This window comes from Streptomyces sp. P5F9 (genome assembly GCF_057961495.1).
Genome location: NZ_JBXVPZ010000278.1, coordinates 1 through 12,853 on the forward strand (window position 1 = coordinate 1; position 12,853 = coordinate 12,853).

Annotated in this window: 15 protein-coding genes; 7 read left to right on the forward strand and 8 right to left on the reverse strand. The window is 70.9% G+C overall.

Translation table 11 applies throughout. The features are described from left to right. Positions 1-43 precede the first annotated feature (43 nt). Positions 44-1,021 (reverse strand): ATPase BagA, encoded by a 978-nt coding sequence (gene bagA, locus AC31A1_RS33520; protein ID WP_489656924.1) that lies wholly within the window; start codon positions 1,019-1,021, stop codon positions 44-46. 95 nt (positions 1,022-1,116) lie between these two features. On the opposite strand from bagA, the gene sp36 reads away from it, so the two are divergent. The 4 genes from sp36 to AC31A1_RS33540 all read left to right on the forward strand — a co-directional run bounded on the left by sp36 (position 1,117) and on the right by AC31A1_RS33540 (position 3,615). Then, on the forward strand, positions 1,117-1,275 hold the full coding sequence (sp36, locus tag AC31A1_RS33525; protein WP_019063748.1) for a Sp36 family protein: 159 nt from the start codon (positions 1,117-1,119) through the stop codon (positions 1,273-1,275). After that, on the forward strand, positions 1,272-1,739 hold the full coding sequence (locus tag AC31A1_RS33530; protein ID WP_489656925.1) for a RidA family protein: 468 nt from the start codon (positions 1,272-1,274) through the stop codon (positions 1,737-1,739). The genes sp36 and AC31A1_RS33530 overlap by 4 nt, the downstream gene beginning before the upstream one ends. A gap of 135 nt (positions 1,740-1,874) precedes the next feature. Further along, on the forward strand, positions 1,875-2,744 hold the full coding sequence (locus tag AC31A1_RS33535; protein WP_489656926.1) for an NUDIX hydrolase: 870 nt from the start codon (positions 1,875-1,877) through the stop codon (positions 2,742-2,744). Between the two features lie 40 nt (positions 2,745-2,784). Beyond that, a complete protein-coding gene (locus AC31A1_RS33540) occupies positions 2,785-3,615 on the forward strand; it encodes an MBL fold metallo-hydrolase (RefSeq protein WP_489656927.1) in 831 nt (276 codons plus the stop codon). On the opposite strand, the gene AC31A1_RS33545 is transcribed toward AC31A1_RS33540, so the two are convergent. The 3 genes from AC31A1_RS33545 to AC31A1_RS33555 all read right to left on the reverse strand — a co-directional run bounded on the left by AC31A1_RS33545 (position 3,612) and on the right by AC31A1_RS33555 (position 6,301). Next, the gene (locus AC31A1_RS33545; protein WP_489656928.1) at positions 3,612-4,448 is read right to left on the reverse strand and encodes a nucleotidyltransferase domain-containing protein; all 837 of its coding nucleotides are present in this window, start codon (positions 4,446-4,448) and stop codon (positions 3,612-3,614) included. The genes AC31A1_RS33540 and AC31A1_RS33545 overlap by 4 nt on opposite strands. A gap of 58 nt (positions 4,449-4,506) precedes the next feature. Beyond that, positions 4,507-5,553 (reverse strand): outer membrane protein assembly factor BamB family protein, encoded by a 1,047-nt coding sequence (locus AC31A1_RS33550; protein ID WP_489656929.1) that lies wholly within the window; start codon positions 5,551-5,553, stop codon positions 4,507-4,509. Positions 5,554-5,626: 73 nt separating this feature from the next. After that, on the reverse strand, positions 5,627-6,301 hold the full coding sequence (locus tag AC31A1_RS33555) for a Crp/Fnr family transcriptional regulator (protein ID WP_019063754.1): 675 nt from the start codon (positions 6,299-6,301) through the stop codon (positions 5,627-5,629). A 252-nt stretch (positions 6,302-6,553) separates the two neighbouring features. Between AC31A1_RS33555 and nth the strand changes: the two genes are divergently transcribed. The 3 genes from nth to AC31A1_RS33570 all read left to right on the forward strand — a co-directional run bounded on the left by nth (position 6,554) and on the right by AC31A1_RS33570 (position 9,522). Continuing rightward, positions 6,554-7,432: an endonuclease III gene (nth, locus tag AC31A1_RS33560; protein ID WP_489656930.1), complete on the forward strand. Its 879-nt coding sequence runs from the start codon at positions 6,554-6,556 to the stop codon at positions 7,430-7,432. Between the two features lie 80 nt (positions 7,433-7,512). Continuing rightward, positions 7,513-8,202 (forward strand): NUDIX hydrolase, encoded by a 690-nt coding sequence (locus tag AC31A1_RS33565; RefSeq protein WP_489656931.1) that lies wholly within the window; start codon positions 7,513-7,515, stop codon positions 8,200-8,202. A gap of 120 nt (positions 8,203-8,322) precedes the next feature. After that, complete coding sequence (locus tag AC31A1_RS33570; protein WP_489656932.1) at positions 8,323-9,522, forward strand: MarP family serine protease; 1,200 nt, start codon at positions 8,323-8,325, stop codon at positions 9,520-9,522. Positions 9,523-9,566: 44 nt separating this feature from the next. On the opposite strand, the gene AC31A1_RS33575 is transcribed toward AC31A1_RS33570, so the two are convergent. The 4 genes from AC31A1_RS33575 to nhaA all read right to left on the reverse strand — a co-directional run bounded on the left by AC31A1_RS33575 (position 9,567) and on the right by nhaA (position 12,823). Continuing rightward, positions 9,567-9,746, reverse strand: a complete 180-nt coding sequence (locus AC31A1_RS33575) for a hypothetical protein (protein WP_078623198.1) — start codon at positions 9,744-9,746, stop codon at positions 9,567-9,569. Positions 9,747-9,927: 181 nt separating this feature from the next. Further along, positions 9,928-10,878: an alpha/beta fold hydrolase gene (locus AC31A1_RS33580; protein ID WP_393751220.1), complete on the reverse strand. Its 951-nt coding sequence runs from the start codon at positions 10,876-10,878 to the stop codon at positions 9,928-9,930. Continuing rightward, positions 10,875-11,360: a phage holin family protein gene (locus tag AC31A1_RS33585; RefSeq protein ID WP_327402382.1), complete on the reverse strand. Its 486-nt coding sequence runs from the start codon at positions 11,358-11,360 to the stop codon at positions 10,875-10,877. The genes AC31A1_RS33580 and AC31A1_RS33585 overlap by 4 nt, the downstream gene beginning before the upstream one ends. A 59-nt stretch (positions 11,361-11,419) precedes the next feature. Continuing rightward, entirely contained in the window at positions 11,420-12,823 is a 1,404-nt protein-coding gene (gene nhaA / locus AC31A1_RS33590; RefSeq protein WP_489656933.1) for a Na+/H+ antiporter NhaA, read from the reverse strand. Positions 12,824-12,853 lie beyond the last annotated feature (30 nt).

The window sequence follows — 12,853 nt, forward strand, 5'->3', positions numbered from 1 at the left end:
TGTCGGGGGCGGGCGGGGTCCGTTTCGCGGGCCGGGTCCGGACTCATGACATCCCCTGCTTCCGCAGCTCGGTGGCGAGTTCGTACAGGCCCGCGAGGTCCATGCCCTCGGCGAGCAACGGCAGTTCGTGCAACGGCAGGCCCTGCTCGCCGAGTACGGCCCGCTGGTCGTGTTCCAGCGCGTACCGCTCGGCGTACTCCGCGGCCTGCGCGAGCAGCGGGTCCACCAGCTTCTCGGCGTTGCCGCCGCGCCGGGCCCCGCCGAGGCCCGCGGCGGACAGCGCCTGGGCTACGGCGGTGCGCGGGACGGCCCGTACGAGGTCGAGGTCGGCCGCGTCCAGCACCTCGGGGCGCACCATGTTCACGATGATCCGGCCCACCGGCAGCCGCGCGGCCCGCAGTTCGGCGATGCCGTCCGCGGTCTCCTGGACGGGCATCTCCTCAAGCAGCGTCACCAGGTGCACGGCCGTCTCCGGCGACTTCAGCACCCGCATCACCGCCTGCGCCTGATTGTGTATCGGGCCGATCTTCGCGAGCCCGGCGACCTCGTCGTTGACGTTGAGGAAGCGGGTGATGCGGCCGGTCGGCGGCGCGTCCATCACGACGTAGTCGTAGGCGAACCGTCCGCTCTTCTCCTTGCGGCGTACGGCCTCGCAGGCCTTGCCGGTCAGGAGGACGTCCCGGAGGCCGGGCGCGACCGTGGTGGCGAAGTCGATCGCGCCGAGTTTCTTCAGGGCGCGGCCCGCTCCGCCCAGTTTGTAGAACATCTGGAGGTAGTCCAGAAGGGCCAGTTCGGGGTCGATGGCGAGGGCGTACACCTCCCCGCCCCCGGGAGCGACGGCGATCTTCCGCTCCTCATAGGGCAGCGTCTCCGTCTCGAAGAGCTGCGCGATGCCCTGGCGACCCTCGACCTCGACGAGAAGCGTCCGCTTCCCCTCGGTGGCCAGGGCCAGCGCGAGGGCCGCGGCCACCGTGGTCTTGCCGGTACCGCCCTTGCCACTGACGACCTGGAGCCTGCTCACGTCTTCGAGCCTAACCAGTCCGCGCCGGAACCAAGCGGGAGGCTGTGGATAACGCGACGACCGGCGGCCGGTTCGCAGCGGCTAAAGTCGGCCGCATGACCAAGTGGGAATACTCGACAGTGCCGCTTCTCGTACACGCCACGAAGCAGATTCTGGACACCTGGGGCGAGGACGGCTGGGAGCTCGTCCAGGTCGTGCCCGGGCCGAACAACCCCGAGCAACTGGTGGCCTACCTCAAGCGGGAGAAGGCATGAGTGCCGTCGACGCCCGGCTGGCCGAGCTCGGTCTGACCCTGCCGGCGGTCGTCCCGCCGCTCGCCGCGTACCAGCCCGCCGTTCAGTCCGGGGTGTACGTCTACACCTCGGGCCAGCTGCCCATGGTGGACGGAAAGCTCCCCGTCACCGGCAAGGTGGGCGCTGAGGTCACCGCGGAGGAGGCCAAGGAACTGGCCCGCACCTGCGCGCTGAACGCCCTCGCGGCCGTCAAGTCCGTCACCGGTGACCTCGACCGCATCGCGCGCGTGGTGAAGGTCGTCGGCTTCGTCGCCTCGGCCCCCGACTTCACCGGCCAGCCCGGTGTCATCAACGGCGCCAGTGAACTCCTCGGCGAGGTCCTCGGCGACAAGGGCGTCCACGCGCGGAGCGCGGTCGGCGTGGCGGTACTGCCGCTGGACTCACCGGTCGAGGTCGAGATCCAGGTAGAGCTGACGCAGGCGTAATCGCTGTCCCGGGGCGGACGACGAGCCGGCTTGATCGCTGTCGCTGTCCCGGGTGCGGGATCGGGCGTTATCGCTGTCCAGGGGTACGGGTTGTTGCCTCTCGAACATCCGCGCACTACGGGATAGCCTCCGCCCATGGCGAACGGTCAGTGGTACCCGGCGGAGTGGCCCGAGCGCATCAGGGCGCTCGCGGAGGGTCGACTCACGCCGGTGGAACCCCGTCGGGCGGCCACGGTGATGCTCCTCAGGGACACCGACACCGGCCCCGCCGTCCACATGCTGCGCAGACGCGCCTCCATGGCCTTCGCCGGGGGCGCGTACGCGTACCCGGGCGGCGGTGTCGATCCGCGCGACGACGACCACCACGTCCGCTGGGCGGGCCCCACGCGCGCGTGGTGGGCGAACCGGCTCGGAGTCGACGAGACGGCCGCCCAAGCGATCGTGTGCGCGGCCGTACGGGAGACGTACGAGGAGGCGGGCGTCCTGCTCGCCGGACCGGCCCCCGACTCGGTCGTCGGCGACACCACGGGCCCCGACTGGGAGGCGGACCGCGCCGCCCTCGTCGCCCGTGACCTGTCCTTCGCGGAGTTCCTCGACCGCCGCGGCCTGGTCCTGCGCTCCGACCTGCTGGGCGCGTGGGCCCGCTGGATCACCCCGGAATTCGAGACCCGCCGCTACGACACCTGGTTCTTCGTCGCCGTCCTCCCGGAGGGGCAGCGCACCCGCAACGCCTCGACGGAGGCCGACCGCACGGTGTGGATCACTCCCAATGAGGCGGCGACCGGGTACGACGAGGGCGACCTGACGATGATGCCGCCGACCATCGCGACCCTGCGCGGCCTGATCCCGTACGGCAGCGCGGCGGAGGCACTCTCGGCAGCCCCGGAACGCGATCTGACCCCGGTCCTCGCCCGGGCCAGCCTGGAGGCCGACGAGGTCGTCCTGACCTGGCCGGGCCACGGGGAGTTCACGAAGCACATTCCTCTGGGTGGGGCGCCCGCATGACCACCCCACCGAACGGCACCCGCACGGAAGGCGCTCCCGTATGACCGACGCAGCCGCTCTCCCCGGCCAGCCACGTGGCGGGGTGCTCACCGGCCCCGCCACCGCGCGTGCCGTCAACGTGCTCGCGCCCAACGCGTCCGCGATGACGCTGGACGGGACGAACACGTGGATCGTCGCGGAGCCGGACTCCGAGCTGGCCGTGGTGATCGATCCGGGGCCGTTGGACGAGGGGCATCTGCGGAATGTCGTCGACACCGCGGAGAAGGCGGGCAAGCGGGTCGCGTTGACCCTGTTGACGCACGGGCACCCCGACCACGCTGAAGGTGCCGTCCGGTTCGCCGAGTTGACCGGTACCAAGGTGCGCGCGCTGGATCCGGCGTTGCGGCTCGGGGACGAGGGTCTGGGGGCCGGGGAGATCGTTCGGGTCGGCGGGCTGGAGCTGGTCGTCGTGTCGACGCCCGGGCACACCGGGGACTCGCTGTGCTTCCATCTCCCGGCCGATCAGGCCGTGCTGACCGGGGACACCATCCTGGGGCGCGGTACGACCGTCGTGGCGCATCCTGACGGCCGCCTGGGGGACTACCTGGACTCGCTGCGGCGGCTGCGGTCCCTCACGGTCGACGACGGCGTCCACACCGTCCTGCCGGGCCACGGGCCCGTCCTGGAGGACGCCCAGGGTGCCGTGGAGTTCTATCTCGCCCACCGCGCCCACCGGCTCGCCCAGATCGAGACGGCCGTCGAGAACGGTCACCGGAGCCCGGCCGAGGTCGTCGCCCACGTGTACGCGGACGTCGACCGTTCCCTGTGGCCGGCGGCGGAACTGTCCGTGCGGGCCCAGTTGGACTACCTCAAGGAACACGGCCTGATCTAGTCCGTGCCCACGTCCTCCGGGCGCGGTGTCTTCACGCCGTGCACGCGCGCGTACTCCTCGGCCAGCCACGGGCCCAGATCGTCGACGTACGACCGCAGAACGCCCGCGTCGCCCGTCGGTTCGGATCCGGACTCCGCCGCCTTGCGCAGGTCCTCCGCCCGCTCCGGGTAGTACGCGGCGAACGCCTCTGCCATCTCCTGTAGGTCGCTGGTCCAGCCGTTCCAGCGGGGCATGACCAGGGTGAAGCCGGTGCGGACCAGGTGGCGGGACATGAAGCGCATCAGGGGGCGGCGGGCCTCGTCCGTGTCCTCGGCGGCGGCGATGCGTTCGCGCCAGAGGGGGAGCAGGCGGGCCAGGTCGCCGTTCGTCTCCCGGGCCAGCCGCGAGTCGGGACGGTAGCGGGGCAGCTCCTCGGCGAGGTCCTCCCCGAGCAGCGGGGTGCACAGGCACGCCACGAACCACCCCAGGTCGTACGTCTCCGCCTCGCTCAGCAGCCGTGCCCGGCCGTACAGCAGCGTGCCGACCCCGTCGATCTCCGGGAACTCCTTGTCGAGCGCCTCGCCGAGGTTCCGGGTCTCGGAGCGGTCCTCCTCGGTCGGCTCCTGCCGGGTCACCACGAGCAGGTCCAGATCGCTGCGCCCCACGCGCGCGGTGCCGCGTGGGATCGACCCGTAGAGGTACGCGCTGTTGAGGCGTCCCCCGTAGAGGTCGATCAGCCGGTCCCGCGCACCGGCGACGACCGGCCGGAAGGCGTGCGGGATGCGCGCCAAGGAGCCCTCGCGCTCGATGTATCCCTGGGCGTCGAGCCCTCTGTGGTGAACGGTTCCGGCCATGGGATCACTGTGCCGGGAGGCGGGCCCCGGGGAGTGCTTTTCCGGCCGCCGATCGGGGTCATCTCCAGCGGAACACCCGTAACCCGTGGCTGTAGTCGCCGGCCTCGCAGCCCACCGCGACCAGGTCGCCGGACGCGGCGACGAGCGAGTCGAACGCGGTGCCAGGCAGCCTGCGCCGGGCCACCACCCTGCCGTCGGCGGGGTCGAGCACGCTGAGGCGGCCGCCGTACTCGTGCACGACCAGCAGCCGGCCCCGGTGGGCGAAGACGCCGTCCTGGTACGTCTCCTTGCCGTGCCACTCCCACAGGAGCTCGCCGGAGGAGACGGAGTACGCCCCGAGCCGGTTGCCCCGGTCGAGCTCGGCCCTGTCCTTGGGGACCAGGCCCACCACCAGGACGTCACCGGCCACGGCGACCTGCTCGCCGAACCTCTCGTACCCCTCCGGGAGGGCCGGCGTCACGGCCCCCGTGCCGCCGTCGTTCAGGATCAGGAGGCTGTGCCCGCCGCGCACGCCGCGCGTCCTCAGGGAGGCCACGAAAGGGCGGGCGCTGATGACGGACGCGCTCCCCACGCGCGGGTCGGTGAGTTCGTATGTCCAACTCACCTCGCCCGTGTCCACGTCGAGGGCGCGCATCACCGGCCGCGCCTCCCCGTCCTTCCAGGACGCGCCCGCCGTCGCGAGCAGACCTCCGCCGAGGGCGACCTCGGACGGTATGTGCCCCAGGGGCGCCGTGTCCTGTTTCCGGCGCCGTACGACCTCGCCCGTGGCCACCGCCAGCGAGGTGAGGCCGACCCGTTTCAGGTCCCGGCGCCGGCCGGCGTCGTAGTGCATCACCACCCCCACGCCGCTCTCGGCGTCGGCGGACACCAGCCCGACGACCTGGTCGCCCGGCGGCCGCCAGGTCCACAGCGGGTCGCCCGTGGTGGCCCGGAACGCCCGCACCCCGTCCGCGCGGGCGATGACGACGGTGTCGTCCGTCAGCCACAGGCCCAGCGGTTTTCCGCCGAGGTCGCCCTTGTCGTCGGGCGTTCTCCACAGCCGGCGCGCCGATCTTCGCCACCAGGAGTGTTTCCGGGCCGAATCCGACGCCTTGTCCTCGTACATCCCCACCCCTGGCGATACGCGAAGGGCCCCGCCGTACGAGCAGGGCCCTTCGAAGTCGTACGAAATGCTGTGGCTAGCGCGAGCGCTTCGCCAGCCGCTCCACGTCCAGCAGGATCACCGCGCGGGCCTCCAGGCGCAGCCAGCCGCGGCCCGCGAAGTCGGCGAGGGCCTTGTTGACCGTCTCGCGGGACGCGCCGACCAGCTGGGCCAGCTCCTCCTGTGTGAGGTCGTGCACCACGTGGATGCCCTCTTCCGACTGCACGCCGAAGCGGCGGGAGAGGTCCAGCAGGGCGCGGGCCACGCGGCCGGGGACGTCCGAGAAGACCAGGTCGGACATCGCGTCGTTGGTCTTGCGCAGCCGGCGGGCGACCGCGCGCAGCAGCGCGGAGGCCACCTCGGGGCGGGCGCTCAGCCAGGGCTGGAGGTCGCCGTGGCCGAGGCCGAGCAGCTTGACCTCGGTCAGCGCGCTGGCGGTCGCCGTGCGCGGGCCCGGGTCGAACAGCGACAGCTCGCCGATCAGCTCGCCGGGGCCGAGGACGGCCAGCATGTTCTCGCGGCCGTCGGGGGAGGTGCGGTGGAGCTTCACCTTGCCCTCGGTGACCACGTAGAGCCGGTCGCCGGGGTCGCCCTCGTGAAAGAGGGAGTCCCCGCGCGCGAGGGTCACCTCACTCATGGAGGCGCGCAGCTCCGCGGCCTGATCGTCATCGAGCGCCGCGAAGAGCGGGGCGCGCCGCAGAACGTCGTCCACGAGTTCTCTCCTTGTCGACCTGCTCAGGGGATGGTGCTCCCCCTTGGTACCAGGGGACCGTGCTCCCCATTTTGCCGGACCGTCCAAACAGTGTGATCTGTCACAAGGATGCCGCACAGGTGTCCCGAGGTAAGCGGCAGGGGTCCAATTGGGGGCTGATCTTCGGGGTCCGGGGCGGATGTCAGTGGCGGGCTCTAGGCTGGCCGGGTGTCCAAATCGCCGGTGAGAGCACAGGCCAAGGGGGCTGGGCGGATGGTTGTACCTCGTGATTCCGCTGTGGGCGAACAGGGCCCTGACGGCGGCAAGGGTGGCGGCAGGAAAGTGACAAAGGGGGCAAAAGTGGTGTCCGGCGTGAAGAGTGAATCGCACACCGCCCTCGTCCGCCGTGCCCGCCGTATCAACCGCGAACTGGCGGAGATCTATCCGTACGCCCACCCGGAGCTCGACTTCGAGAACGCCTTCCAGCTCGTGGTCGCCACGGTCCTGTCGGCGCAGACCACCGACCTGAGGGTCAATCAGACGACCCCGGCGCTGTTCGCCAAGTACCCGACCCCCGAGGACCTGGCGGTCGCCGACCCGGAGGCGGTCGAGGAGATCCTCCGCCCGACCGGGTTCTTCCGGGCCAAGACCAAGTCGGTGATAGGGCTCTCCAAGGCCCTGGTGGCGGACTTCGGCGGCGAGGTGCCCGGTCGGCTCGAAGATCTCGTCAAGCTGCCCGGTGTGGGCCGTAAGACCGCCTTCGTGGTGCTCGGCAACGCCTTCGGGCGGCCCGGCATCACCGTGGACACGCACTTCCAGCGGCTCGTACGGCGCTGGAAGTGGACCGAGGCGACCGAGCCCGACAAGATCGAGGCCACCGTGGGAGCGCTCTTCCCGAAGAGCGACTGGACGATGCTCTCGCACCACGTGATCTTCCACGGCCGCCGGATCTGCCACGCCCGCAAGCCCGCGTGCGGCGCCTGCCCCATCGCGCCGCTCTGCCCGGCATACGGCGAGGGCGAGACCGACCCGGAGAAGGCGAAGAAGCTGCTCAAGTACGAGAAGGGCGGCTATCCGGGCCAGCGCCTGAACCCGCCGCAGGCCTATCTGGACGCGGGCGGCAAACCGGCGCCGCCCCTGGGGTCGGCATGACGACGGCGTGACATCGGGGGCCGTATGACGGAACGATCGCGGAGGTATCGGGCGTTGATCAGTGGGAACGGGGGTGGAGGATGACGCACGCGAGCAATACCCAGGGTGTGGGGCTCAGCAAGGACGGGCTGCCGGGCTGGCTGGATCCTGTGGTGCACGCCGTGGAGACGGTCGAGCCGCCGCAGCTGAGCCGGTTCCTGCCGCCGAAGGACGGGGCGGGGCGGCAGTCGGCGGTGCTGATCCTCTTCGGGGAGGGCGATCAGGGGCCCGAGCTGCTGCTCATGGAGCGGTCGACGTCGCTCAGGTCGCATGCGGGTCAGCCGTCCTTCCCCGGTGGTTCCCTCGACCCCGAGGACGGTGATCCGACGGGCGACGGGCCCTTGCGGGCCGCTCTCCGCGAGGCCGAGGAGGAGACCGGGCTCGACCCGGCCGGAGTACAGCTCTTCGGGGTGCTGCCCAAGCTGTACATCCCGGTGAGCGGCTTCGTGGTGACGCCGGTGCTGGGCTGGTGGCGGGAGCCGACACCGGTGGGCGTGGTCGATCCGAACGAGACTGCGAGGGTGTTCACGGTTCCCGTGGCGGATCTCACGGATCCGGCCAACAGAGTCACCGTCACGCACCCCAGCGGCTTCCTGGGTCCGGCATTTCTGGTCGAATCGGCCCTCGTGTGGGGCTTCACGGCCGGAGTCATCGACCGTCTGCTGCACTACTCCGGTTGGGAGCGGCCCTGGGACCCCGAGAAGCAGGTCCCCCTCGACTGGCGGTCATGACAAGGTGTCCGTCGTGCTGTGTCTTCCCGGGGGACGCGGCATCCGACAGCCGCGCCGCGGCGGGCCGGACCCCCGGCGGCCCTGGAGTGATCGCGACGTCATGAGGCGAGGCTTGAACCGGTGAACGTGCTGGACATCCTGCTGCTGGTCGCCGCCGTGTGGTTCGCGATCGTGGGCTATCGCCAGGGATTCGTCGTCGGCATTCTGTCGGTGATCGGGTTCCTGGGCGGCGGCCTCGTCGCCGTCTACACGCTGCCCGTGATCTGGGACGCGCTGACCGAGAAGGCGGAGGTCAGCACCACCGCGGCCGTCGTCGCGGTCATCGTCGTCATCGTCTGCGCCTCCGTCGGCCAGGCCCTGACCACCCACCTGGGCAACAAGCTGCGCCGGTACATCACTTGGTCCCCGGCCCGCGCCCTGGACGCGACCGGCGGCGCCCTCGTGAACGTCCTCGCGATGCTCCTGGTCGCCTGGCTGATCGGCTCCGCGCTGGCCGGCACCACCCTGCCGACGCTCGGCAAGGAGGTCCGCAGCTCCAAGGTGCTGCTGGGGGTCTCCCGGGCGCTGCCCGCGCAGGCCGACACCTGGTTCGCGGACTTCTCCTCGGTCCTCGCGCAGAACGGTTTCCCGCAGGTCTTCAGCCCGTTCGCGAACGAGCCGATCAACGACGTCCAGCCGCCCGACCCGGCCCTCGCCTCCAGCGCGGTCGCCACCCGTGCCCAGCAGTCCATCGTCAAGGTCATGGGCACCGCCCAGAGCTGCGGCAAGGTCCTGGAGGGCAGCGGCTTCGTCTTCGGCGACCGCCGCGTCATGACCAACGCGCACGTCGTCGGCGGCGTCGACGAACCGACCGTCCAGATAGGCGGCCAGGGCCGCAAGTACGACGCCAAGGTCGTCCTCTACGACTGGCACCGCGACATCGCCGTCCTCGACGTACCGGACCTGAAGGCGCGCTCCCTGCGGTTCGCGACCAAGGACGCCACGAGCGGCAACAGCGCGATCGTCGCCGGCTTCCCGGAGAACGGGTCGTACGACGTCCGTGCCGCACGCGTGCGTGGCCGTATCACGGCCAACGGCCCGGACATCTACCACCGCGGCACGGTCCGCCGCGATGTGTACTCGCTCTACGCGACCGTCCGCCAGGGCAACTCCGGCGGCCCGCTGCTCACGCCCGAGGGCAAGGTGTACGGCGTGGTCTTCGCGAAGTCCCTCGACGACCCCGACACCGGGTACGCGCTCACCGCGGACGAGATCCAGCCGGACATCGTCAAGGGGCGCAGTGCCAACGAGCAGGTGGACAGCGACAGTTGCGCACTGTGAGAGCTGCGCGCACTGAAAGGTGTGCCCTGTAAGAGGTGGGTGCGTCAGCCTCGGGGATGACGCAGCCGTACCGAGACCCAGCGGGCCCGGCGGCGCAGAATGCGCGGGATGCCCACCCTGAGGTCCGTGCCCTGGAGTTGCGGCGCGCCCCGTTGGTGGGAGCTCAGACCGTGGTCCGAGCGGCGATTGCGTGCTGCGTCACTGTAGTCGTGCGTCCAGCCCATACCCCGACGTCTGCCCCTGCCCCAAGGTCGATAACCACCCCTTGGGGCCCCAATTGGCCTATGCGCGAGGCAAGTGGCCGTTCGTAGTACAGGTGTTCAGATCCGGATACCGGGCGCAGCGGCCCGGTCACGGAACGGCATCGATGAGTGATCGATGAGTGATCCCCGGGTCATCGACCGGTCACCGGTCGGGTTCGGGATCCTTGAGCCAGTTGACCAGTTCGGTCGAGAAGATCACCGGGTCCTCCTCGTGCGGGAAGTGCCCGAGACCGTCGAACAGCCGCCAGCGGTACGGCGCTTCGACGTACTCCCCGGACCCCGCCGCGCTGCGGGTGCGCAGCACCGGGTCGAGCGAGCCGTGCAGATGCAGCGTCGGCACCCGCACCGGCCGCTTCATGCGCCGGTTGAACTGGATGCCGTCCGGGCGTGCCATCGACCGCACCATCCAGCGGTACGGCTCGATCGAGCAGTGCGCGGTCGACGGGATCAGCATCGCCCGCCGGTACGCCTCGACCGCCTCGTCGTCGGGCAGGCTCGCGCCGGACCAGTCCCGGATCAGCTTGCCCACCAACTCGGCGTCGTCGGCGAGGAGTTGCCGCTCGGGGAGCCAGGGGCGCTGGAACCCCCAGATGTAGGAACTCGCCGCCGACTGCCTGACGTCGGACAGCATCGCGTTGCGCCAGCGCCGGGGGTGCGGCATCGAGGAGACGGCGAGCCGGCGCACCAGCTTGGGGCGCATCGCGGCCGCCGTCCACGCCAGATAGCCGCCCAGGTCATGCCCGACCAGCGCGGCGTCCGGCTCGCCGAGCGAGCGGATCACGCCGGTGATGTCGAGGGCGAGGTTGGCCGGGTCGTAGCCGCGCGGGGTGCGGTCGCTGCCGCCGACGCCCCGCAGGTCCATGGCGACGGCCCGGAACCCGGCGTCGGCCAGCGCGCCGAGCTGGTGCCGCCAGGTCCACCAGAACTGGGGGAAGCCGTGCAGCAGCAGGACCAGCGGTCCGTCGCCCACCTCCGCGATGTGGAAGCGGGCGCCGTTGGCCGCGACATCCCGGTGGGTCACCTCGCGCCCGCCGGGGATGTCGAGCCGTACGACCGAAGCAGGTTGCGCCCAAGGATTGGCGGGGTCCGTCATGAGGACGAGCGTGCCACAGCCTCGATGGCTTCGGGGACACGGTCTTCGATCGCCGCGCGGGGATGCGGCTTGGCGTTGCCCAGGACGCCCGCGGTCTCCTTCACCGAAGCGGCCACCTTCTGCGGGCCCTTGCTCTTCGCGGCCTTCTTGAAGAAGAGCACGCCCACCAGCCCGAGGACGACCGCGACGAGCACGTTCGCGGCGAAGGAGAGCAGGAAACAGAGCGCCATGTTCCAGCCGCTCCAGGTGCGAATGCCGTACGCCAGCGCGAAGTTGAGCATCGGCAGGGAGAACAGCAGCACCACCGCGGCGACCGTGAACGCGCCGCCGCCCGCGACACCGCGCTTGACGTCCTGCTTGAGCTGCGCCTTCGCCAGCGCGATCTCGTCGTGCACCAGCGCGGACATCTCGGTCGTCGCCGAGGCGAACAGCTGGCCGATGCTGCGTTCGGCGCCGACCGGGCTGCCGTCGGGTGCGCTCATCGCGTACTCCCTCTTCCGCATGTGTTTGTACCGGCATGTGTTTGTACCGTCTGGTCAGATCATGCCGGACCGTCGTTGTCCTCGCCTGCCCCGCCCGCCACTTCGGCAAGCGCGCGTCGCTCGGCGGCCTTCACCGCGGCGAGCCTGCGGTGCTCGGCGGCCTTGCGCTCGTGGATCTCCGCCATGCGCAGGTGGTACGACGGCTCGTCCTGCTCGTAGATGTCGGGGATGCCGTCGAGGTCCTCGTCGCGCTCCTCGTCCTCGTACATCCTGCGGTACCTGGCGTTGCGCAGCTTGAGCAACACGGTCGCGCCGAGGGCCGCGATGACGGAGCCGACGAGGACGGCCGCCTTGACCTCGTCGGTGAGCATCTGGTCGCCGTCGAACGCGAGTTCCCCGATGAGCAGCGACACGGTGAAGCCGATGCCGGCCAGCGAGGCGACCGCGAACACGTCCGGCCAGGCGAGGTCGTCGCTGAGCGAGGCCCGGGTGAAACGGGCCGTCAGCCAGGTCCCGCCGAAGATGCCGACCGCCTTGCCGACGACGAGTCCGAGCACCACGCCCAGCGTCTCGGGCTTGGTGAACACGTCGCCCAACGCGCCGCCCGAGATGGCGACTCCCGCGCTGAACAGGGCGAACAGCGGTACCGCGAGGCCCGCCGACAGGGGGCGTACGAGATGTTCGACGTGCTCGCCGGGGGAGTGCTTCTCGTCCTCGCGGGTGGTGCAGCGCAGCATCAGGCCCATCGCGACACCGGCGATCGTGGCGTGGACGCCGCTGTTGTACATCAGGGCCCAGATCACGAGCGCGAGCGGGACGTAGACGTACCAGCCGCGCACGCCCCTGCGGAGCAGCAGCCAGAAGACGGCCAGGCCGATGGCGGCCCCGCCGAGCGCCACGAAGTCGATGCCGGCCGTGAAGAAGACCGCGATGATCAGGATCGCGAACAGGTCGTCGACGACGGCGAGGGTGAGCAGGAAGGCGCGCAGCGCGCTCGGCAGGGAGGTGCCGATCACCGCGAGGACGGCGAGCGCGAAGGCGATGTCGGTGGCGGTCGGCACCGCCCAGCCCTGGAGCGAGCCGCCCCCGGTGAGGTTGGTGAGCGTGTAGACGAGTGCCGGTACGGCCATCCCGCACAGGGCCGCCACGACGGGCAGGGCGGCGGCCTTGGGGTCGCGCAGGTCGCCGGCGACGAGTTCGCGCTTGAGCTCGATGCCGGCGACGAAGAAGAAGACGGCGAGGAGGCCGTCGGCGGCCCAGTGGGCGACCGAGAGGTGCAGGCCGAGGGCGCCGGGGCCGAGGTGGTAGTGGCTGACGCTCTCGTAGCTGTCGTGCAGGGCGGGGACGTTGGCCCAGATCAGCGCGGTGACCGCGGCGATCAGGAGGAGGACACCGCCGACGGTCTCGGTGCGCAGCGCGTCCGCGACGAAGTTCCGCTCGGGCAGGGACATCCGTCCGAGCACCTTGCGGGCGGCGGTGTCCTCCTCCTGATC

What these genes read in the sequence shown, in the direction of transcription:
- sp36 (WP_019063748.1), top strand. Translation starts at nt 1,117, where the DNA reads ATGACCAAGTGGGAATACTCGACAGTGCCGCTTCTCGTACACGCCACG.
- AC31A1_RS33530 (WP_489656925.1), top strand. Translation starts at nt 1,272, where the DNA reads ATGAGTGCCGTCGACGCCCGGCTGGCCGAGCTCGGTCTGACCCTGCCG.
- AC31A1_RS33535 (WP_489656926.1), top strand. Translation starts at nt 1,875, where the DNA reads ATGGCGAACGGTCAGTGGTACCCGGCGGAGTGGCCCGAGCGCATCAGG.
- AC31A1_RS33540 (WP_489656927.1), top strand. Translation starts at nt 2,785, where the DNA reads ATGACCGACGCAGCCGCTCTCCCCGGCCAGCCACGTGGCGGGGTGCTC.
- AC31A1_RS33545 (WP_489656928.1), bottom strand. Translation starts at nt 4,448, where the DNA reads ATGGCCGGAACCGTTCACCACAGAGGGCTCGACGCCCAGGGATACATC.
- AC31A1_RS33550 (WP_489656929.1), bottom strand. Translation starts at nt 5,553, where the DNA reads ATGTACGAGGACAAGGCGTCGGATTCGGCCCGGAAACACTCCTGGTGG.
- nth (WP_489656930.1), top strand. Translation starts at nt 6,554, where the DNA reads ATGGTTGTACCTCGTGATTCCGCTGTGGGCGAACAGGGCCCTGACGGC.
- AC31A1_RS33565 (WP_489656931.1), top strand. Translation starts at nt 7,513, where the DNA reads ATGACGCACGCGAGCAATACCCAGGGTGTGGGGCTCAGCAAGGACGGG.
- AC31A1_RS33575 (WP_078623198.1), bottom strand. Translation starts at nt 9,746, where the DNA reads ATGGGCTGGACGCACGACTACAGTGACGCAGCACGCAATCGCCGCTCG.
- AC31A1_RS33580 (WP_393751220.1), bottom strand. Translation starts at nt 10,878, where the DNA reads ATGACGGACCCCGCCAATCCTTGGGCGCAACCTGCTTCGGTCGTACGG.
- AC31A1_RS33585 (WP_327402382.1), bottom strand. Translation starts at nt 11,360, where the DNA reads ATGAGCGCACCCGACGGCAGCCCGGTCGGCGCCGAACGCAGCATCGGC.